15 protein-coding genes and 1 pseudogene are annotated in these 19,552 nt (G+C 71.4%); 8 read left to right on the plus strand and 8 right to left on the minus strand.

The features are described 5' to 3' along the window. The first annotated feature begins 51 nt into the window (after positions 1-51). Both PV682_RS27920 and PV682_RS27925 read left to right on the plus strand, forming a co-directional pair. Complete coding sequence (locus PV682_RS27920; protein WP_319734560.1) at positions 52-1,749, plus strand: acyltransferase; 1,698 nt, start codon at positions 52-54, stop codon at positions 1,747-1,749. Continuing rightward, positions 1,746-2,300: an SMI1/KNR4 family protein gene (locus PV682_RS27925; protein ID WP_319734561.1), complete on the plus strand. Its 555-nt coding sequence runs from the start codon at positions 1,746-1,748 to the stop codon at positions 2,298-2,300. Before PV682_RS27920 ends, PV682_RS27925 begins: the two co-directional genes overlap by 4 nt. Positions 2,301-2,302: 2 nt before the next feature. Here PV682_RS27925 and PV682_RS27930 read toward each other — a convergent pair whose 3' ends face one another. From PV682_RS27930 to PV682_RS27940, 3 genes are all read right to left on the minus strand, one after another. Next, positions 2,303-3,268 carry an aldo/keto reductase gene (locus PV682_RS27930; protein ID WP_319734562.1) on the minus strand — a complete coding sequence of 322 codons (966 nt, stop codon included), beginning with the start codon at positions 3,266-3,268 and terminating at the stop codon, positions 2,303-2,305. A gap of 117 nt (positions 3,269-3,385) precedes the next feature. Further along, positions 3,386-6,268 carry an aminotransferase gene (locus PV682_RS27935; protein ID WP_319734563.1) on the minus strand — a complete coding sequence of 961 codons (2,883 nt, stop codon included), beginning with the start codon at positions 6,266-6,268 and terminating at the stop codon, positions 3,386-3,388. A gap of 379 nt (positions 6,269-6,647) precedes the next feature. Continuing rightward, a complete protein-coding gene (locus tag PV682_RS27940) occupies positions 6,648-7,061 on the minus strand; it encodes a helix-turn-helix domain-containing protein (protein ID WP_319734564.1) in 414 nt (137 codons plus the stop codon). A 239-nt stretch (positions 7,062-7,300) separates the two neighbouring features. Here PV682_RS27940 and PV682_RS27945 point away from each other — a divergent pair, with 239 nt between their 5' ends. The 6 genes and pseudogenes from PV682_RS27945 (at position 7,301) to PV682_RS27970 (ending at position 14,352) form a co-directional block, all read left to right on the plus strand. Beyond that, positions 7,301-8,371: a DUF3533 domain-containing protein gene (locus PV682_RS27945; RefSeq protein WP_319734565.1), complete on the plus strand. Its 1,071-nt coding sequence runs from the start codon at positions 7,301-7,303 to the stop codon at positions 8,369-8,371. 181 nt (positions 8,372-8,552) lie between these two features. Further along, positions 8,553-11,750: a Tn3 family transposase gene (locus tag PV682_RS27950; protein ID WP_319734566.1), complete on the plus strand. Its 3,198-nt coding sequence runs from the start codon at positions 8,553-8,555 to the stop codon at positions 11,748-11,750. 54 nt (positions 11,751-11,804) lie between these two features. Beyond that, the gene (locus PV682_RS27955; RefSeq protein ID WP_319734567.1) at positions 11,805-12,452 is read left to right on the plus strand and encodes a hypothetical protein; all 648 of its coding nucleotides are present in this window, start codon (positions 11,805-11,807) and stop codon (positions 12,450-12,452) included. 167 nt (positions 12,453-12,619) lie between these two features. Next, a pseudogene (locus tag PV682_RS27960) lies at positions 12,620-13,021 on the plus strand (recombinase family protein); the annotation flags it as partial. A 107-nt stretch (positions 13,022-13,128) separates the two neighbouring features. Next, positions 13,129-13,548 carry a resolvase gene (locus PV682_RS27965; RefSeq protein ID WP_319734568.1) on the plus strand — a complete coding sequence of 140 codons (420 nt, stop codon included), beginning with the start codon at positions 13,129-13,131 and terminating at the stop codon, positions 13,546-13,548. Between the two features lie 189 nt (positions 13,549-13,737). After that, complete coding sequence (locus PV682_RS27970; protein ID WP_319734618.1) at positions 13,738-14,352, plus strand: DUF1707 SHOCT-like domain-containing protein; 615 nt, start codon at positions 13,738-13,740, stop codon at positions 14,350-14,352. A 3-nt stretch (positions 14,353-14,355) separates the two neighbouring features. On the opposite strand, the gene PV682_RS27975 is transcribed toward PV682_RS27970, so the two are convergent. The 5 genes from PV682_RS27975 to PV682_RS27995 form a co-directional block, all read right to left on the minus strand. Continuing rightward, complete coding sequence (locus PV682_RS27975) at positions 14,356-14,751, minus strand: hypothetical protein (RefSeq protein ID WP_319734569.1); 396 nt, start codon at positions 14,749-14,751, stop codon at positions 14,356-14,358. A gap of 147 nt (positions 14,752-14,898) precedes the next feature. After that, positions 14,899-15,873 (minus strand): ArsR/SmtB family transcription factor, encoded by a 975-nt coding sequence (locus tag PV682_RS27980; RefSeq protein ID WP_319734570.1) that lies wholly within the window; start codon positions 15,871-15,873, stop codon positions 14,899-14,901. A gap of 170 nt (positions 15,874-16,043) precedes the next feature. Beyond that, positions 16,044-17,768 (minus strand): amylo-alpha-1,6-glucosidase, encoded by a 1,725-nt coding sequence (locus tag PV682_RS27985; RefSeq protein ID WP_319734571.1) that lies wholly within the window; start codon positions 17,766-17,768, stop codon positions 16,044-16,046. A gap of 45 nt (positions 17,769-17,813) precedes the next feature. Continuing rightward, on the minus strand, positions 17,814-18,623 hold the full coding sequence (locus tag PV682_RS27990; protein WP_319734572.1) for a carbohydrate ABC transporter permease: 810 nt from the start codon (positions 18,621-18,623) through the stop codon (positions 17,814-17,816). Continuing rightward, positions 18,620-19,549, minus strand: coding sequence for a carbohydrate ABC transporter permease (locus PV682_RS27995; RefSeq protein ID WP_319734573.1), 930 nt, complete (start codon positions 19,547-19,549; stop codon positions 18,620-18,622). Before PV682_RS27995 ends, PV682_RS27990 begins: the two co-directional genes overlap by 4 nt. Positions 19,550-19,552 lie beyond the last annotated feature (3 nt).

A 19,552-nucleotide genomic window follows, 5' to 3' on the forward strand; every position in this document is an offset into this window, starting at 1 on the left:
GGCGTCCGTCGGCCCTTCTCAGCGCGGGTTCCCCGGGTTAGCGTTCCTCCCGTGGATCAAGAACGGCGTTTCGACCACTGCCCCTGGCTGTTCCCCGACGAGGCCGGCGACGAGGAGCGGGCCGTCCAGCGGGAGCGGCAGTCCGGCATCGGCGGGGACACCATGGTCGGCGAGCGGTGTTACGTCGCCGGCTCGGCAGCCGTGTTCCCCGACCGGCTGCGGCTCGGGGACGACTCGTACATCGCCGCGCACGCCTATGTCACCGGGGAGTTGACGACCGGGACCGACTGCACGGTGAACCCGTTCGCGACGGTGCGGGGGACGGTCGTCCTCGGGAACGGGGTGCGGATCGGGGCGCATACGTCGCTGCTCGGGTTCAACCACTCCATGGCGCCCGACCGGCCGGTGTACCGGCAGCCGCTGACCAGCCGGGGGATCACCGTCGGGGACGACGTGTGGATCGGGTCGCACGTGGTCGTGCTGGACGGGGTGTCCATCGGGGACCACTGCGTGGTCGGGGCCGGGGCGGTGGTGACGAAGGATCTGCCGGCGTGGACGATGGCGGCGGGGAACCCGGCACGGCCATTGCGGGACCGGCGGGAGACGAAGCCGGGGGCGGCTGCGAAGGAGGTCGTGCAGGCAGCTTCGGATCCGGCGGATGCCACACAGGCGGGTGCGCCGAGGACTGACGCGCCCGGGCTCGTGCACGCCGACCCCCTCGCCCGTTTCGCCGAGACCGTCCGCGCCCAGGCCGCCGACGTCCTCGGCCGTTGCTGGGACGGCGACCGGTACGTCGACCGGCCCGGGGCCGCGCCCACGCTGCGCGCGCACTGCGACGCCGTCGAGATCGCGGATCTGCTGCTCGGTTCCGTACCGGAGCAGTTGACGGCCGAGGAGCACGTGAAGCGGCTCGCCGGTGCGCAGGACCCGCGAACCGGGCTCGTGCCGGAGTTCGGTGAGGCGGTGCCGGTGCCCGAGGGGGACGGGTTCATCGGGGACGGTTCCGCGCTGTACCACGTGCTGTCCGTGGGGTACGCGCTCGACCTGCTGGGCTCCGCCTTCCCTCAACCGGTGCGCGGCGTCCGGGACATGACGGCCGGTCAGCTCACCGCGCGGCTCGACGGGTTGCCGTGGCGGGACGGCGCGTGGGGCGCCGGGGCGTGGATCGACGCGTGGGCGACGGCCGCACACTGGACGATACGCCAAGGGGCCGGCGCACAACCCGGCGCCCTGGAGGCCCTGTTCGGCTGGCTTCTCACGCGCGCCGACCCGTGGACCGGCATGTGGGGCACCCCGTCCTCCGGGGCCGGGCGCCTCCAGGTCGTGAACGGGTACTACCGCCTCACCCGGGGCTCGTTCGCCCAGTTCGGCCTCCCGGTCCCGCACCCGGAGCGGGTCGTGGACGCGGTGCTCGACCACTCCCGCGACCCCCGCCACTTCGGCCCCGGCCGGGACAACGCGTGCAACGTCCTGGACGTCGCGCACCCGCTGTGGCTGTGCGGACGCCAACTGGACGGCTACCGTTCGGCGGACGTCCGTGCCTGGGCGGACCGGCAGCTCGCCGCGCTCCTCCCCCGCTGGCAGGACGGCCGGGGCCTGGCCTTCGCGTCCGGTGAACCCGGCTTGCAGGGTACGGAGATGTGGCTGTCCATCATCTGGTACCTGGCCGACCTGACCGGCCGCGCCGACACCCTCGGCTACCGCCCACGCGGCGTCCACCGCCCCGAACCCGCCGGAGCCCTCCGATGAACCGCGAAGCCGAGAACGTCCGGCGGGCCTGGGCCCGTGTCACCGAGTGGCTCGGCCTGCACGCCCCGAGCAACGCGGCCTCCCTGTGCGCCCCCGCCCGGCCGAAGGAGATCACCGACGCCGAGGAGTCCCTCGGCGTCGGCTTCCCGCAGGAGCTGTGGACGTGGCTGCTGGCCAACGACGGCGTCCGCATGGCCGACGGCCATCTCGCGGAGCCGGACGGGCACTTCCTGCCGTCGGGCTGGCATCTCCTGTCGGTGGACCAGATCGTGCAGGTCTACCGGACGCGTTCCGGGTACGCGGCCATGGAGCCGTCCCCGGACCCGGATCCGGCGGTCCTGGCCTGGTATCCGGACTGGGTGCCCTTCGCCGTCGAGACGGACTGGCTGTACGGCCTGTTCCTCGACACCGCGACCGGCGAGGTGGGCGAGTGGAGCGACGGCGACCTGAACAGGTTCGGTGTCCACGCCTCGCTCGCCGCCTACTTCGACTTCCTCGCGGACGGGATGCGCGACCGGGGCAGGGTCGAGGACGGCCGTCTCAGGTGGTGACGTCAGCTGTAGAAGTTCTTCTCCCATCGGTGCTTGGCGAGGATCGCCAACTGCTCGGCGGTCAGCGGCGGTTCGTCGGAGAGCGCCGCGTTGCGTTCGACGTTGGCCAGTGACCGCATCCCGACGATAACCGTGGAGACGGCCTGTCCGGCGAGCGCGAACCGCAGGGCGACGGAGGGGAGTTCGGCGGGCTCGATCCCCAATTCGGCGACGAGCGCGTCCACTCGGCTCGCGACCTGTACCGGGCGGTCGTCGCGGAAGTACCAGTTGCGCCAGTCGCCCTCGGGGAAGGCGACGCCGGGCCGGACCGTGCCGGTGAGCGCGCCCTCGTCGAGGGCGACCCGCACGATGACGCCGACGCCGTGTTCCTCGCAGGCGGGCAACAGGGCGTCCGCCGGGGCCTGTTCGAAGATGTTGTAGATGACCTGGACGGTGTCGAGGACGCCGGTGCGCAGGACGCTCAGCACGTTCTCGGGCTGGTGGTCCTTGACGGAGATGCCGAAGTACCGGATCTTTCCCTCTTGTTTGAGGTCGGCGACCGTCTCCAGGAGGTCGCCCCGGCCGGTCCACTCGTCCTCCCAGGTGTGGAGCTGGAGCAGGTCGACGTGGTCGCGGCCGAGTTCGCGCAGGCTCGTCTCCAGGCTGCCGCGCAGGTGGGCGCCGGGGAAGGTCTCCATGGGGTCGAGTCCGCTGGCCGCGAGGGACACCGGCACCTTCGGACCGGCCTTGGTCGCCACGAACACGGTGTCGCCGGGGCGCTCGCGCAGCGCGCGTCCGACGACGCGTTCGCTGCGCTCGTACGCCCTGGCCGTGTCGATGAAGGTGACGCCCAGGTCGAGCGCGCGGTGCAGGGCGCGGACGCCGGAGTCGTCGTCGGCACCGACCCAGGCGCCCTGGCCCAGCCCCCAGGCGCCGTAGCCGATCTCCGACACGGTCGGGCCGGTGCGGCCGAGTTCGCGGTTGCGCATGTGCTGTCCAGACTTCCTGTCCGACGGTCCCGGTGATCTTCGACGACCGTACCGGCGGCGCTGTGCGGTCGCCACCGGCGCCGGATCACCGAAATTTTCAGTCCCCGGTGACGCACCTCACCAGCCGTGCGTGAGGACGTCGTCCAGCGCCTCGACGAACACGTCCGCGTCGTCCCGGGTCAGGCAGAGCGGCGGTTTGATCTTCAGGACGCACTGCCGGTCCGACGTCGGCTGCATGATCACGCCGAGTTCGCGGAGGCGTTCGCAGATCGCGGCGGTCTCCTCGGTGGCCGGCTCCAGGGTCGTGCGGTCGCGGACGAACTCCACGCCGAGGTAGAGGCCGGAGCCGTGGACGGCGCCGATCAGCTCGTGCCGGCCGGCGAGTTGCCGCAGGCGCTCCTTCAAGTGCCCGCCGACGTCGAGGGCGTTGGCCTGGAGGCCCTCGTCCCGCAGCGCGTCCAGCACCGCGAGGCCGACGACCGAGCTGACGGGGCTGCCGCCCGCCGAGGAGAAGAAGTAGCCCTGCGTGCGGTAGGCGTCGGCGATCTCCCGGCGCGTGACGACCGCGCCGAGAGGGTGCCCGTTGCCCATCGCCTTCGCGACCGTGACGATGTCCGGTACGACGCCCTGCTGTTCGAACCCCCAGAAGTGGGTGCCGAGCCGGCCGTAGCCGACCTGGACCTCGTCGGCGATGCAGAGGCCGCCGGCCTTGCGGACCGCCTCGTAGACCTGCTTCAGGTAGCCGTCGGGCAGGGGCATGCCGCCCGCGTTGCCGTAGAAGGGTTCGCAGATGAACGCGCCGGGGCGGACGGCGGCGATGCGCGCGGCGGCCTGTGGGGCGTACCGGTGGGCGTCCTCGCCCCGGTGCAGGCCCCGGTAGGAGTTGGGGGCGGCGACCGTGTGGACCCAATCCGGGCGGGAGGCCAGGGCGTTGGGGTTGTCGGCGACCGAGGTGGAGACGGCGTCGCTCGCGAACGTCCAGCCGTGGTAGGCCTCTTCGACGGCGACGGTGTCCTGTCGGCCGGTCGCCGCCCAGGCGAGCCTCAGGGCCAGGTCGACCGCTTCGGAGCCGCTGTTCACGAGGAACACGGTGTCGAGGCCCTCGGGGAGCAACTCCGTGAGGCGTTCGGAGAGTTCGACGACCGAGGCGTAGTGGAAGCGGGAGTTGGTGTTGAGCTTGCGCCACTGCTTGTGGACCGCGTCGCCGAGGGCGGGGTGGCCGTGGCCCAGAATGGTGACGTTGTTGAGCATGTCCAGGTAGGGGCGGGCCTCGGTGTCGAAGAGGTGGTGGCGCCAGCCGCGTTCGATGCGGGGCGGGGCCGCGTAGTAGTGCTCCTGGACGGGGGCGAAGGCTCGGGTGCGGCGGGCCAGGAGGGGAGTCTCGGGTGGGCCGGGGTGGGGGGTGGTGGTGAGGAGGAGGGGGGTGGGGTCGGGGCACAACGTCAGCCAGGCGGAGGCCAGTTCGGCGGGGGCGAAGCGGGGCGGGCGAGGGCTGTCGGGGTGGGTGCCTTCGGGGAGGGCATCTTCGGGGTGGGCGCCTTCGGGGAGGGCGTCTTCGGGGAGGGTGCAGAGCTGGACGTGGAGGTGGCGGGAGGCGGTGCCGAGGAGGTCTCCGGCTTCGACCTGGCCCGGTACGCGGTCGACGCCGTCCAGGAAGAGGGCGGGACCGTCGCCGGTGAGCCTGACGCCGTCCGCCGTGCGCGTGACCGTGCCCGGCCAGGGCGCCCGCACCTCCAACTCCCCTTCCACGTACACCTCGACACCGAGCGCGCACGTGTCCCCGCCCGCCCGCGTCAACCGGAACTCCCCGTGCCGGGTCACCGCCGCCGCGTACCCCTCGGCGAGCCCCGCCTCGATGCCGGGTTCGCGCCAGCGTCCGCTGTGGAGGTCGTCGCTGTGCACGGAGAGGTCGAGGGTCCGGGCGTCGTCCGGCAGCCCCGGCAGCAGCCGGTGCCCGCACACGGCGCCGGCTGCCGTACCCCCGGCCAACAGGGCTGTCATCACCTCCACCGGCACCGACACCGCCGCCTCGAACATCGCCCACTCCCGTTCGAGCGCAGCCGACGCGTACGCGTTCCCCGGGTCCAGCGAAGCGTCGTACTGTCCGCTGACCACCAGCACCCCGGCCCGCAGCACCACGAGCGGCCACAGCACAGCCAACTCGGCCTCGGACAGGGGCCGTTGCGCGCGGAAGGCGTCCACGGCGGGCAGGACCGACGCCGGACCCGCGCCGTGGTGGTGCAGCACCGACGTACAGGTGACCGCGAGCTCCGACACCGCCCAACCGGGCCCCAGGTCACCGAAGTCGATGACCCCGACCGGCATCGGGCGGCCGTCCGCCCCCGTGTCGCAGACGACGTTGTTGTCCGTGAGGTCGCCGTGGATCACCTGCACCGGCAGGCTCCCGGCGTACGGCTCGACCGCGGCCCAGGCGGCCCGCGCGGCGGCGAGGACCCGTGCGGCGCGTTCCTGGTCGGCCATGCGCGGGGCCAGCGCCTCGATCACCTCGGCGGCGTACCTGAGGTCCCACAGGCGTCCCGACTCCGGCTCGACCGGCCCGGCGGTGGCCAGCGCCGCGACGACGCGCCCGGCCAGTTCACCGAGCCGGGCGACGACCGGCGGGGCGAAATAGCGGCTGTCCATGACGGGTTCGCCGGGGACGTACGCGAGGAGCCGGCAGGCGAGGCGCTCCTCCCCCGCCGGCAGCCACTGGACGACGTCCCCGTCGGCCCCGGCACGCGCCCGGGGCAGCCGTACGTCGGGCAGTTGCTCCGCCAGCCGCTCGATCACCGCGCACTGGGCGCGCAGCGCGCCGACCGCCGTCGCCGGGTTCGCGATCTTCAGGACGTACGCGCCGACCCGGTAGTTGCGGTCCTGCTGGCTGCCGAGGTCCCGCAAGTCCCCCTGGACACCGAACCGTTCGGCCAGCAGCGCCGTGACCGCCGCCTCGTCGACCGGCGGCATGGGCCGGACGAGCCACTCCTCGTCGGGAAGGGTCATGCGGTGCTCCACTTCTGTGCTCGGCCCGACACCGGAGACGGCGTGGCACCGGATCGGCGGGTGGTCAGCGAGGACTCGACGGCGTCAGCGTGCGTGCCCCGTCGAGGAGGCGGGAGTCCGTGAAGGCGCAGGCCGCCTCGGCCTCGACGGTCTCCAGTCCGGCGGCGGGCGCCGGGTACGCGGGGTTCCGCCGGACGGCCGGTGGGGGGCGAGGGCGATCTCGGGGAGTTCTGCGTACGGCGCGGACCGCAGGGGGTCCAAGGCCCGGAGGGTGGCGGTCGCGCCGGCCGGGGCGTCGAGGAGGATCGCCGTACCGGCCCCGCTGTCCACCGGGCACCGTTGCCACAGGCGTCTGTCGCCGCGCACGTCGTCCCCCGGGTCAGTCTTCGGTGCGGCTCTCGCGGCGGGCGAGTACGTCGATCATGTCGCTGATCGTGTCCACGCCCTCCGGCGAGAGGTTCACCGCCCGCAGCGCGACACTGCGCACCTTCGCGTCCCGCAACGCGCCGAGCAGCTCCAGCTCCCGCGCGATGGCGGCGCCCTGGTCGTCGTCGAAGAAGTAGGCCACGGGGACGTCGAAGAACCGGGCCAGCGCTTCGAGGTGCCGTTTCGTCGGGTTGTCGCGGCGGCCCGTCCTCAACTGCCACAGGTAGGTGGCGGAGAAGGTCTCGCCGGTGGCCTCCCGGCAGGCCCGGGCGACCTCTTCGTGACTGAACCGCTCGCGGTCGGGCCGCCGCACGACGCGGAAGAGGGCCTCGATCTTCTCGGCGAGGGTCGTCGCGGTGTCGCTCACGTCCTGCCTCCTCAGCCCGCGTGGGTCGCCTGCGCGGGTCGGCCCACGATAGCTGACGGCGGGACGCCGGGAGTTTCGCGTCATCCGCTGGGTCACGAACCCTTTACGTCGCCATGGTCTCCGCGAGGACCCGATCCACTCCGTGCTCACCGCCCGCTTCTCGGCGGGGCCGTATCTCAAGGAGATCTCCTACGGTTCCAGGGAGTGGGCCGTTCGCGGTCGCGTGCGATCATTCGCCGGTGAACACGGACAACGGCCCATCCCAGGGCATTCCCCCCACTCCGTCCCCTGCCGGCTCCCGTGGTTTCGCGGCCGAGTTCAAGGACGCCGTGACGCTGCGCGCGTTCGGTCTGGTGCTGGGCGGGCTGGTGGTCCAGCTCGCCTTCATCGTGTCGTACGTCGGCGCGTTCCACTCCCCCACCCCCCACCGCATCCCCGTCGCGGTCGCCGCGCCGCAGCAGGTGTCCGCGAAGATCGTCGCCCAGCTCGACGCGCTGGACGGCGATCCCGTGAAGGCCGAGGCCGTCGCGGACGCCGGCTCGGCCCGGCAGCGGGTCCTCACCCGGGACACCGACGCCGCGTTCCTCTTCGACGCGACCGGCACGCGGGACACGCTGCTCGTCGCGTCGGCGGGCGGGCCCTCGGTCTCGCAGACCGCGGCACAGATCGCGCAGAAGATCGAGGCGGCGCAGCAGCGGCAGATCACCATCACCGACATCCGGCCGCCCAACTCCGGTGACGGGCGCGGGATGACGTCCTTCTATCTCGTCGTCGGCTGGGTCATCGGCGGCTATCTGACCGCGACCATCATGGGCATGGCCGCGGGTTCCCGGCCCGCGAACCGGTCCCGCACGCTGATCCGGCTCGGCGTTCTCGTCCTGTACGCGCTGGTGTCGGGGCTCGCCGGGGCGGCGATCGTCGGTCCCGGGTTCGACGCGCTCGGCGGCCACTTCTGGGCGCTGACCGGGATCGGGACGCTGATCGTGCTGGCCTCGGCGACGACCGCGCTGGCCCTCCAGACGCTGCTCGGGCTCATCGGGACCGGTCTGGTGATCCTCCTCTTCGTCGTGCTCGGCAACCCGAGCTCGGGCGGGGTGTATCCGGCGCCGCTGCTGCCGTCGTTCTGGAGCGCGATCGGCCAGGCGCTGCCGCCGGGGGCGGGGACGACGCTGGTCCGCAACACGGTGTACTTCGCGGGGCACGCGACGGCCGGGGCGGTGTGGGTGCTGGGCGCCTACGCGGCCGGCGGAGCGCTGCTGGCGGTGGGGGCGTCGTGGTGGCGGGAGCGGGAAGGGGTTCCGGCGGCCTGAGGCCGCGGTGCGGGGGTCCGGGCGCGATCCTCCGGACCTCCTGCCGTACGAGGGGCGTGACCCAGATACGCCAGAAACCCGCCTCGGGATGATCTTGAGCTGTTGAGCGCCTTACCCCGTCACCCGTTCGGCCCAGTGTCGTTGGTGGTGATGTTGGGTTTCGTCTGGGGCGGGGTGGGTTGTGACCTCGATCGAGAGGACCGCGTATCCGCGGTTCAAGCGGCTGATCACCGCGCATGAGCTGCACCTATTCTTCACGCCGAGCCTTGACGAGGTCGAGTGGACTGCGGCCCGCACCGACTGCGACGAGCACCTTCTGGCCCAGATGCTCGCGCTGAAGTCGTACCAGCGGATGGGGTGCTTCCCGAAGCTGGATGAGATCCCGGAGACCGTGGTCGACTTCGTGCGCCGCGCGGTGGACCTGCCGGAGGGCACGGTTCCGAAGGCCGCGAACCGTACGGCGGAGCGGCAGCGGACCGCCGTTCGCCAGCGGACGGGTTTGTCGTACGACAAGGCGAGGGCCCGCAACATCGCCGAAGCGGTGATGCGGAGCGAGACCGTCTCGAAGAATCGGCCGGCCGATCTGATCAACATCGCCCTGGAGAAGGTCGTCGAGGCCGGGCTGGAGCTGCCGGGCTTCACCACCCTGGACGCGCTCGCGGCAAAAGTCCGCACCGAGGTGAATGCCGCGATCTGCATGGGCATCTACGACCAGCTCAGCGAAGCCCACCGCGAGCGGCTGCTGGCCCTGCTGTCGGAGAAGGACACCTCCGGCACCACGAAGTACAACAGGCTGAAGCAGTCGGCCAAGGCTCCGACGTGGTCGCACTTCCGTGTCCAGGCCGAGCACCTTGGGTGGGTGGACGAGCTGGGCGAGACCGGCGTGTGGCTGTCCGCCGTCGCCTCGGGAAAGATCACGGACTTCACCGGGGAAGCCGACGCCGCGGACGCGCCGGGGATGCGGGACTACAACCTGGTGAAGCGGATCGCGCTGCTGGTGTGCCTGGTCCACAAAGCGCGGATGCGGGCCCGGGACGACCTGCCCACGATGTTCTGCAAGCGGATCGCATTGCAGGTCAAGCGGGCCAAGGCGGAGCTGGAGCAGATCCGCGAGCAGCAGGCCATCGTCGAGGCGCTGATCGGAAACTACCGCACGGTGCTCCAGCACATCGACGCCGACTCTCCCGTCCAGGCAGCCCGGGAGAACGCGGCCGAGCTGACCGCCGAGATCCTGACGGCGGTCGGGGAACTCGATCAGGACGCCGCGCCTGATGCCGTCGCGGCCCGGCTCGGCGACGGACTCGCACCCGACCTGCACACGATGGCGAAGGCCCTGCGGGTGCAGGCCGGCGCCCTGGGAGTGCCTGCGGCTGCGGTGGACGACTTCGGCGGGTTCGAGGGGCAGTACGAGCAGATCGAGAAGGTCGCCGCCCACCACGGCAACTACTGGGAGGTGTTGCTGTACGGGCACCTGCTCAAGGACCGCTCCACGATGTACGACCTGACCAGCCGCCTGGAGCTGCGGGCGACCTCCGAGGACAACCGCGTCCTGGACGCGCTCGCGCACGCCCGCCGCCACAAGAACCTGCGCGACTACATCCCTGAGCGGCACGAGGACGGCCGCCCGGTCGACATCGCGTTCGCCACGCTGAACTGGCAGAAGGCCGTCCGCGACAAGAACCGGCCGGGCGCCTTCGTGCGCAAGCACTTCGAGGCCATGGTGTTCGCCGCGCTCGCCGAGGAGCTGCGTACTGGTGACGTCGCGGTGGCCGGCTCCGAGGAGTATGCCGACTGGAGCGAGCAGCTCCTGCCGTGGGAGGACGTCGAGGCGAAGTTGGGCGACTACCTGGTGGAGGTCGGCCTCGCCGAGCCCGGCGACCCGGCGCCGTACGACGCGGTGACGTTCCGCCGGCAGCTGGAGGACAAGCTCACCGCGGCGGACGCCGGGTACCCGGACAACGAGGGCCTGGTCATCGACCCGGAGACCGGCATCCCCTCCCTCAAGGCCCACCGCTCCGAGGGCCAGCGGGCCTCGGCGAAGGCCCTGGAGCAGGAGCTCAAGGCGCGGATGCCGGAGCGCTCCCTGCTCGGGATCATCTCCCGCACGGCGTACTGGGTGGAGTGGTGGCGCCGCTTCGGCCCGGCCTCCGGCAACGAGCCGAAGCTGAAGGACCCCTTCGGCCGGTACGTCATCACCGCCTTCGTCAAGAGCACCAACATGGGCCCCTACGAGGCCGCCCGCCACATCCCCGGCGTCTCGGGGCACGAGCTGTCGCTGGGCGCGAACCGGCACTTCTCCATCCCGACGCTGAACGAGGCGATCGCCGACCTGGTCAACGCGCACGCCCGCCTGGACATCTCGCAGGAGTGGGGCGACGGCTCCGCGGTCGCGGCGGATGGCACCCACATGGACACCTACCTCAACAACCTGCTGTCCGAGACGTCCGTGCGCTACGGCAAGCCGGGCGGCATCGCCTACCACCACATCTCCGACACGTACATCGCGCTGTTCACGCACTTCATCCCGTGCGGTGTGTGGGAGGCCGTCTACATCATCGAGGGCCTGCTGAAGAACACGTCCGAGGTGAAGCCGACCATTGTGCACGCGGACACCCAGGGCCAGTCGTTCCCGGTCTTCGCGCTCGCCCACCTGCTGAGCTTCGACCTCATGACCAGGATCAGGAACTGGAAGGACCTGACCTTCTACCGGCCCACGAAGCAGGCCGAGTACGTCCACATCGACGCCCTGTTCGGGGAGCCGGGACGCAACGTCATCGACTTCGACCTGATCGAGTCACAGTTCCGGCACCTGATGCGGGTGGCCGTCTCTGTACGCGAGGGCGCCAGCTCCTCCACCCTGCTGCTGCGGCGCCTGCGCGCAGGCTCGCGCAAGAACGCCACCTACACCGCCTTCCGCGAGGTCGGCCGCGTCATCCGCACCGTCCAGCTGCTGCGCTACCTCTCGGACGCCCCACTGCGCCGGCGGGTCACGGCCGTGACGAACAAGGTCGAGGCGTTCAACGGCTTCTCCCAGTGGATTGGCTTCGGCAACGGCGGTGTCATCACCGACAACGACCCCGTCGAGCAGGAGAAGACTGCGAAGTTCAACGCGCTGCTCACGAACGCGGTGATCTTCCACAATGCCCTGGACATCGCCGAGATCGTGCGCCAGCTCCAGGAGGAGGGCCACGTCGTCGACCCCGAGGACTTGGCACACATCTCGCCGTACCTGACCGAGCACGTCCGCCGCTTCGGCGAATGCTCCACCCACGAACTCGGCCTTGAACCGGAGGCGTACGACCCGCACCTGGACGTCGACTTCAGCCCGCTGCGCGGAGACGGTCGGCCGGAGGCCGACGGCTACAGCCGGGCAGCGTGACCTCAGCGGCAGGGCAACGAATGGTCGCCGGATTGCCGATGGCAAGATCGGGCCATGGGATTGAACATAGTGGTCGGGGTCCTCGTCGACGCCGAGGACGACGACTACACCGAGATGGTCCGCGCTGACTTCGTCGCGATTGGCGAGCTACTGGAGCGCGCGGGAGCGCGACCGTGGGCTGAGCCCGACCTCGATGAGGAGGAGGGCGCGGAGTTCGAGGCGTGGGGTTACTCGGGCCTGCACACCGTCCGCCGTCTCGCTGTCCACCTTGCAGCGGACGGGCACCTGCCCGAGCCGTTGGACGGCAGCCAGCGGGCGACTGACGACCCGCTCCTGAGTGAGGTGTACGAGGCTCTCCCGAGTGATCCTCCTGGACCGTTCGACCATCTGGTCCATCATTCGGACTGCGAGGGCTACTACGTCCCCGTCGACTTCGCCCAGGTCATCGTGGACAAAAAGGCACCGGGCGGCTACCTGGGGTCTTCGGTGCGTCTGCTGGAGGAAGCCCGTCGACTCGCTGAAGCCCTCGGTCTTCCAGAAGACCTCGATCCGCACTCCGAAGAGGTCTTCGAGGCCGCCGATGCCGAGAAGCCGGCCACTGAGGGGTGGCGGCGCTACGGCGTCGAGTCCTATGTATGCCTGCAACTCCTCCACGCTGCGAAACTCTCGATCTCGACTGGAGCGGCCATTGCCTTCACCTGAGAAGGTGTCGTCAAACGAACGAATGACGACAGGCGCGGCGGGCGTCCAATGAACCTGGACTTTTCGGGGCCCGACAGCGGCGCCGATCCGATCAGATCCGATGGCGGCTGATGACAGGGTTTGCTGACGGCTAGGGTCGAATGCGACCGCCGAGAGCGGGGAGCGGCATGGCCAACCTTGTCTACAAACGGGTGTCGACCGACCAGCAGTCCACCGCCCGGCAGAACCTCGTCCTCACCGAGGCCGGGATCGAGGACCCGGTCGTCTTCGAGGAACAGGCCGGCACCTCCAGCCGCCTCCACCCGCTGGAACGTCCGAAGTTCGGCGAACTGCTCGTCTACGCGCGGCCGGGCGACACGTTGCACATCTCCGAGATGTTCCGCCTGGCGCGCGGCACCGGACACATCCTCGACGTGCTCGACGTCCTCCACCGCGACCGCCTCGCCCTGCGCATCCACGACGGCGCGTTCTTCGCGATGGACCTCACCGCCCGTCATCCCCGCACCGGGGAACTGCTGTCCACCGTGAAGTTCATGGTGCAGACCCTCGCCGCCGCCGGCGAACTCCAGCGCGACCTCCAGCGCGAGCTGACCTACGACGGACTGCGGGCCGCCGAGGCCAAGGGCAACAAGGGCGGGCGCCGCCCCCGGCCGTCCCGGCCGACAAGACCGACGTCGTGCGCGCGACGTACCTGGAAGGCCGCTCCATCGCCGCCCTCGCCCGCGACCACGGCGTCAGCCGCGGCGCCATCCGCACCGCCGTCGCCGACCTCCTGCCCGAATACACGGCCGCCGACCCAATCGCCCCGGCCCCGGAGCTGCCGGTCGTCCTCGACATGCCCGGCAAGGTCGCCGACTTCCTCCGGGCCGCCGGCCTGGAACCTGCCGAGCGCGTCGCGCTCGACCAAGGGGTGGCCGTACGACGCGGCCAGGGCTACACCCTGCGCGTCAGCGCCACCCCCGCGGTCCACCGCCGGCTCCTCATCCGCTGCCAGTCCCTCGACGACATCCCGGACGCCTCAGCGATCCCGGCCCAGCGCAAGGCGCGCCGCGAGTACGAGAACCGCGTCACCGCCCTCGCGAGCAACACCCCGTAGCGAGACCTCCGGTCTCCAAGATCATCTCGTGGCGGGTTTCTGGCGTATCTGGGTCATGCCCCTACGACGGCGGGCGGTCCGGGTACCCGGGCGCCGCGTCGAGGACGGCCTGTACGAGTGGCCGCGCCGCCCGCCATCGCGATATAGCGTTAGTCAGCGAGCCACGCCGAAGGGAACGGGATGGAAGCGATGCCGGAAGAGAGTTCGGCCGCCGGAAGGCTGCGGGCCTCCCACGCCGACCGGGACCGGGTGGTGGACGTCCTGCGGATCTCCGCGGGTGACGGCCGCCTCACCGCCGCCGAGCTGGACGAGCGCATCGAACTCGCCCTCTCGGCCCGCACGGTGGCCGACCTGGCCGCGCTCACCGCCGACCTGCCGCCGGTCTCGGTGTCCTCCGGCACGGCCGTCGCCGACGTCAAGGACGTCCTGCGCATCGAGCAGACGTTCAGCGACGTCGAGCGGGTGGGCCGCTGGGTGGTACCGCGCCGCCTGGAACTGGCGACGCAGTGGTGCGACGTGACGCTCGACTTCACGCAGGCGGAGATCACCCAGCCCACGCTGCACATCGACCTGGCGGTGCACGGCAAGACCCTGACGCTGATCACCCGCCCCGGCATCGTCGTGGACGCGGACGGCCTGCGTGTCCACCACGCGAAGGTCAGACACGCCCGCCCCCACGACGACTCCGCCCCCACGGCCCTGCGCATCGAACTCACCGGCGACAAGGCGTTCGGCCGCGTGGTGATCCGCCCGGCACGCAGGTCGCTGGGGCAGTGGCTGCTGCGCAGGCCGCCCGGCCGCTGAACGTCAGCAGGGTTTGACGTACCAGACCGGCGTCCAGTCGTACGAGGGGTTCGACGCGTAGGCAGCCGCGCTGCGGCCGACGACGGTGACGCCGTCACGGCCGTAGAAGGTGGCGACCGTCCCGGGGGTCTGGTTGTTGATGTACGAGCCCCTGCCGACCCAGCCGCTGATCGGCACCTTGGTGCAGTGGAAGAACGTCCGGTCCGGGTCGGGGCCGTCGGGCCAGCCGCCGCCCCAGTTCTGCGCGTGCCACATGCAGAAGTAGCCGTCCTTGCAGCCGCGCACCTCGGCCGGGGCGGCGCCGGCGGACGAGACGGAGGCTGTGGCGGAGAGGGCGAACACCGTCGCGAGGACGGTCAGCGCCTTTCTCCACGGGGTCGAGCGAACGGGTCGGATCATGCCGGCTCCCTGGTGTGAGGTGGTCGGGTCCGCTGGGACCGGAGGGCGCGGTGTCCCCCGTGTGCCTCCGGCCCCAGCGGGTGACTCCATCGTCGGGGCGGCGGGCGCGGTGGCCCATCGGGTGCGACGGTGGTCGAAGAGTCCAGGTCAGCCGTGTGTGAGGTGCGTGCCGAGCGGGGTCGGGGCGTGGTGGGCGTGGAAGCCTTCGCGGCGGGTCGTGATGAGGCCCGCGTCGCGCAGGAGCGCCGTGTGGTGGGAGACGGTGGCCGGGGAGATCCCGGCGTGGCGGGCGAGGTCGGCGGTGGTGACGCCGGGTCCGGCGACGACGGCGCGCAGGACGGCGGCGCGGGTGGGGCCGAGGAGGGCTCCGAGCGCGTGGGGGCCGGGGCGCGTGTCCGGGGTCCAGAGGGTGTCGTGGGTGACGGGGTAGAAGACGACGACTGGTTCTTCGGGCGCGTACTGGATCGCTGCCTCCCGGCCGCAGAACAGGGAGGGCACCAGCCGTACGCCGTGACCCTTCAGGGGGATGTCGACGTCGTGGCCCGAGGAGGCGATCTCCAGGACCGGCGCCTGCCAGGTGATCGTGGGGTGCAGCGCGCGGAGCATCGCGTCCAGGCCCTGGGCGAGGAGGGTGCGGGCCGCCGTCGAGCGGGTCTCCTCGATCCGGCCGTGCAGGTGCCGGTGCATGGGCGCGATCACCGCCTCGTGCCAGTCGCGTACCGCCCGCGCGACCGTGTCGAGCGCGCGCGGCGATCCGGCGGCGAGGCCGTCGGCCCACGGCGGCAGCCGGGAGCCGGTGAGGCGGACGAAGTCCTCAAGTCCGGTGCGCAGGACGGCACTCGGCGTGTGCAGCAGCGTGTCGAGCCCTTCGTCGAGGCTCGCGTGGGCGGCGGGGGTGAGGAAATCGGGGACGGCCTTCCTCGGCGGGACGATCGCGCGCAGGACGTGGACCGAGGGCGGCACCCGTTGCCGGGCCCACCGCTGCCAGGGCCCCAGCATCGGGCCCGGCCTGCGGTGCTGGAGGACCCGCAGGCTCGTCACGGTCTCGGTGAGGAGCGCGGGACCGTCCGCGAGGGTCACCCGGAGCAGGTCCTCGTGCGTCAAGTGGAGCCGGAAGGCCACCGTTTCCCCTCTCAGGCCGTGGCGGGCACCCACCACGTATCCCGGGAGGGGGTCCGGCCACAAGCGGGGCACCGGCCATGTGCGGGGCCGATGCGGGCGCCGGCTCCGCTGCCCCGGCCGGTGCTCGCGCCTGTCCCGGCGGTCGGCCGGTCCCGGCCGCGCCTGTCCCGTCAGTCGCCCGCGCGCCGCGCGTACGCCTCCGCCAGCAGCAGATACGCCGACGCCGTCCACGTGTACGCCCGGTCCCGCAGCCCCGTCCCCGTCAGCGCGTCGAAGTTCTCCGCGAAGCCGTGGGTCTCGCACAGGGCGCGGAAGCGGGCGTTGATGTCGTCGGCGAGGCGTTCGTGGCCGGCGCGGCGCAGGCCGTCCTCGACGAGGATGGTGGCGGGGGCCCAGATGGGGCCGCGCCAGTAGCCGTCGGGCAGGTAGTGGGGGGAGTCGGTGAGTTCGGTGGCCAGGCCGTAGGGGGTGAGGTGGGATTTGATGCGGTCGGCGAGGGTGCCGGCGATGTCCGCGGGGAGGTGTTCGCCGAGGGCGACCGGCATGAGGTCGAGGAGGCCGTCGGTGGTCCAGGTGGCGCCGGTGGTCGCGGAGCGGGCGGCGAAGCGGTCGCCGGTCCACAGCTGGTCGAGGAGGGCGGACTGGATCCGGGCGGCCAGTTCCGTCCAGCGCGTCGCGTCGTGCGGTCTCTCCAGTTCGCGGGCGAGGGCGGCGAGTTCGTGCAGTTGCAGGATCAGGAACGCGGCGAGGTCGGCGGTGACGACGACCCGCTCGGGGTCGAAGGTCGTCGCGTTGTCCCAGCCGCTGTCGTTGCCGTGCTCGTAGTGCGGCAGGTCGGCGCCGGGTGCGCGGCGGGCGGTGAGCCAGAAGCCGGTCCAGCGCTCCAACCGGTCGTAGGCCTCGGCGAGTTCGTCCCGCGTAGGGGGTGTGGGGAGCCGGCGGCGCAGGTGGCCGAAGGCCCAGCCGTGGATGGGCGGTTTGACGAAGTTGCGCAGCACCTCGGAGTGGGTGACCGAGTCCGGCAGCGCGCCGCTCGCGTCCTGGTGGTCGAAGGGCAGCGCGAACTGGTCCCACGCCAGGGCGGGGTGACCGGGCGCGAGGGCGAGGGCGTTGAAGCAGTGGTCCCAGCTCCACACCTTGTCCATCCAGTGCTTGGACATGAGGACGCCGGGCCGCGTGACGAGCCCGGTGGGCCGTACGGTCGCCGACCACAGGACGTACGCGGCGAGTTCGGCGGCCGGGGTCTCGGCGGAGCGCCAGGGCGCCACGGCGTCGGCGAACGCGCCAAAGGCGGCCCGCGCGGCCCGCACCACGTCGTCGAAGGACGCCGAGGACGTGTACGCCGGGCGCGCGGTGTCGATCTCCTCGACGGCGATCTCCCACTCCCCCGAGACGGCGACCCCGCGCTCGGCGCCGCCCAGCGCCTGCGCGCCCATGGCGTCGGCGAGGGTGCCGGACAGGACGGTGACGCGGTAGCGGCGCCCGGTCTCGTACGACGTGAAGACGTGGGCGCCGGTCGCCGGGTCGGGGAAGAAGTACGTCCCGCTGAACGGTGTCAGGGTCGGCGCGGCGGCGAGGACGCCGAGGCCCAGGCCGGTGCCGCGCAGCCGCAGCGTGTCCGGTGTCTCGTAGGCGAGGTCGACGCGCCCGGCCGCGCCGGTCCAGCTCAGCAGGGCGGGCGTGGCCTCGATCCGGGTCTCGGCGCGGGCGCCGGTCGCCGGGTCGAGGGGGACGAGGCGCAGGACGCCGTGCATGCCGTTCTGGTGCGAGACGAGGTGGAGGTCGTCGGCGTACGTCTTCTCCGCGACGACGGGCGAGATGTCGAACCAGGAGCCGGAGCAGCTGAACGGGATGTCGTGGACGGAGAAGGCCGGACCGGAGGGGGCGGCGGTCATGGGGGGAGACTCGTTTCTGGAGCAGTTGCTGGGGCGGATGGTGGGTCAGTCCTTGACCGCGCCGGCGGTCACACCGGCGGCGACGTAACGCTGGGCGAGGACGAGGATCACGGCGGCGGGGAGCGACGCGACGACCGCGGTGGCCATGACCGCGTTCCATTCCTGGTTGTTGTTGCCGATGTAGTGGTAGATCCCGAGGGTGATCGGCTCGTGCGCGCCGCCGTTCACGAGGGTGCTCGCGAACACGAAGTCGGACCAGGACCAGAGGAACGCGAACAGGGAGACGGTGACCACGGCGTTGCGGCTCATCGGCAGGACGATGGACCAGAACGTGCGCAGTGTCCCGGCCCCGTCGGTCTTCGCGGCCTGGAGCAGCTCGCCCGGGATGCCGGACATGAACGCCGTGAAGATGAGCACCCCGAAGGGAACGGCGAGCGTGGAGTCCGCGACGATCAGCCCGGGCACGGATTGCAGCACCCCGAGTTGCAGATAGATCGCGTAGAAGCCCATCGCCATGATGATGCCGGGGATCATCTGCGCGGCCAGCAGGACGAAGCTGAGCACGCCCCCGCCCCTGGGCCGCAGTTTGGCGAGCGCGTATCCGGCGGGCGCCGACAGCGCGACGGTCAGGGCCACCGTCCCGAGCCCGATCAGCAGGCTCGTCCCGAGGTAGGGCAGTTGGTCGTCGAGGACCGTGCGGTATCCGTCGAGCGTGCCGTGCAGCGGCAGCAGGTCCGGCGGGCTCTTGCGCATGTCCTGGTCCCGGGTGAACGAGACGTTGACCATCCAGTAGACCGGGAAGAGCATCACCCCGGTCAGGACCAGCCCGATTCCGGTCTTCCAGCCTTTTCTCATGACAGGGCCTGCTTCCGCTGGACTCTCAGATAGACGAACCCGAACACCAGCGCGGCGGCGACGAGCAGGTTCCCGACGGCCGCACCGGGCCCGAAAGCGGGCAGCAGATTGCCGAATCCGAGCTGATAGGACCAGGTCGCGAACGTGGTGGACGAGTCCGCCGGACCGCCCTTGGTCATGATCCAGATGATGTCGAACACCTTGAGCGTGTAGATCAGCCCGAGCAACAGGGTGATCGCGGAGACCGGCCGCAGCAGGGGAAAGGTGATCGACCAGAACCGCTGCCAGGAGTTCGCCCCGTCGAGCGCGGCGGCCTCGTAGAGGTTCGCGGGGATGGACTGGAGCCCGCTGTAGAGCACGACCAGGTTGAAGGGGACGCCGATCCAGATGTTCGCGACGATCACCGAGACCAGCGACCAGGACGGCGAGGTCAGCCAGTTGACCGAGCCGAGCCCGACGGCCTTCAGCGCGGCGTTCACGATCCCGGAGTCGCTGTTGAGCATCCACGACCAGGTGGACGCGGACACGATGAGCGGCAGCAGCCAGGGGACGAGGAAGAGGGCGCGCAGGGTCGCGGAGAGCCGGAAGTGCTGGGTGAAGAAGACGGCGAGGGCGAGCCCGATGGCGTACTGGAAGACGAGGCTCACGGCGGTGAACAGCACCGTGTGGACGAGCGCGGGCATGAACGTCGGGTCGTCGAGGACGGTCCGGTAGTTGTCGAGCCCGGTGAAGGGCGCGTCGCCGTTCACGAAGGAGCGGACGGTGTAGTGCCTCAGGCTCAGATCGAGGTTGCGGTAGAGGGGATAGGCGTAGAAGAGGACGAGGTAGAGGGTGACCGGCGTGAGGAAGGCCCACGCCGCCCACTGGGAGGAACGCGGCCGGCGGCGCTCGGTCACCTTCCCCACGGACACCTGGTCTCGGGCCATCTG

This window comes from Streptomyces niveiscabiei (genome assembly GCF_033794345.1).
Classification (GTDB): domain Bacteria; phylum Actinomycetota; class Actinomycetes; order Streptomycetales; family Streptomycetaceae; genus Streptomyces; species Streptomyces niveiscabiei.

What these genes read in the sequence shown, in the direction of transcription:
- PV682_RS27930 (WP_319734562.1), bottom strand. Translation starts at nt 3,268, where the DNA reads ATGCGCAACCGCGAACTCGGCCGCACCGGCCCGACCGTGTCGGAGATC.
- PV682_RS27990 (WP_319734572.1), bottom strand. Translation starts at nt 18,623, where the DNA reads ATGAGAAAAGGCTGGAAGACCGGAATCGGGCTGGTCCTGACCGGGGTG.
- PV682_RS27935 (WP_319734563.1), bottom strand. Translation starts at nt 6,268, where the DNA reads ATGACCCTTCCCGACGAGGAGTGGCTCGTCCGGCCCATGCCGCCGGTC.
- PV682_RS27975 (WP_319734569.1), bottom strand. Translation starts at nt 14,751, where the DNA reads ATGATCCGACCCGTTCGCTCGACCCCGTGGAGAAAGGCGCTGACCGTC.
- PV682_RS27995 (WP_319734573.1), bottom strand. Translation starts at nt 19,549, where the DNA reads ATGGCCCGAGACCAGGTGTCCGTGGGGAAGGTGACCGAGCGCCGCCGG.
- PV682_RS27955 (WP_319734567.1), top strand. Translation starts at nt 11,805, where the DNA reads ATGGGATTGAACATAGTGGTCGGGGTCCTCGTCGACGCCGAGGACGAC.
- PV682_RS27970 (WP_319734618.1), top strand. Translation starts at nt 13,738, where the DNA reads ATGCCGGAAGAGAGTTCGGCCGCCGGAAGGCTGCGGGCCTCCCACGCC.
- PV682_RS27925 (WP_319734561.1), top strand. Translation starts at nt 1,746, where the DNA reads ATGAACCGCGAAGCCGAGAACGTCCGGCGGGCCTGGGCCCGTGTCACC.
- PV682_RS27985 (WP_319734571.1), bottom strand. Translation starts at nt 17,768, where the DNA reads ATGACCGCCGCCCCCTCCGGTCCGGCCTTCTCCGTCCACGACATCCCG.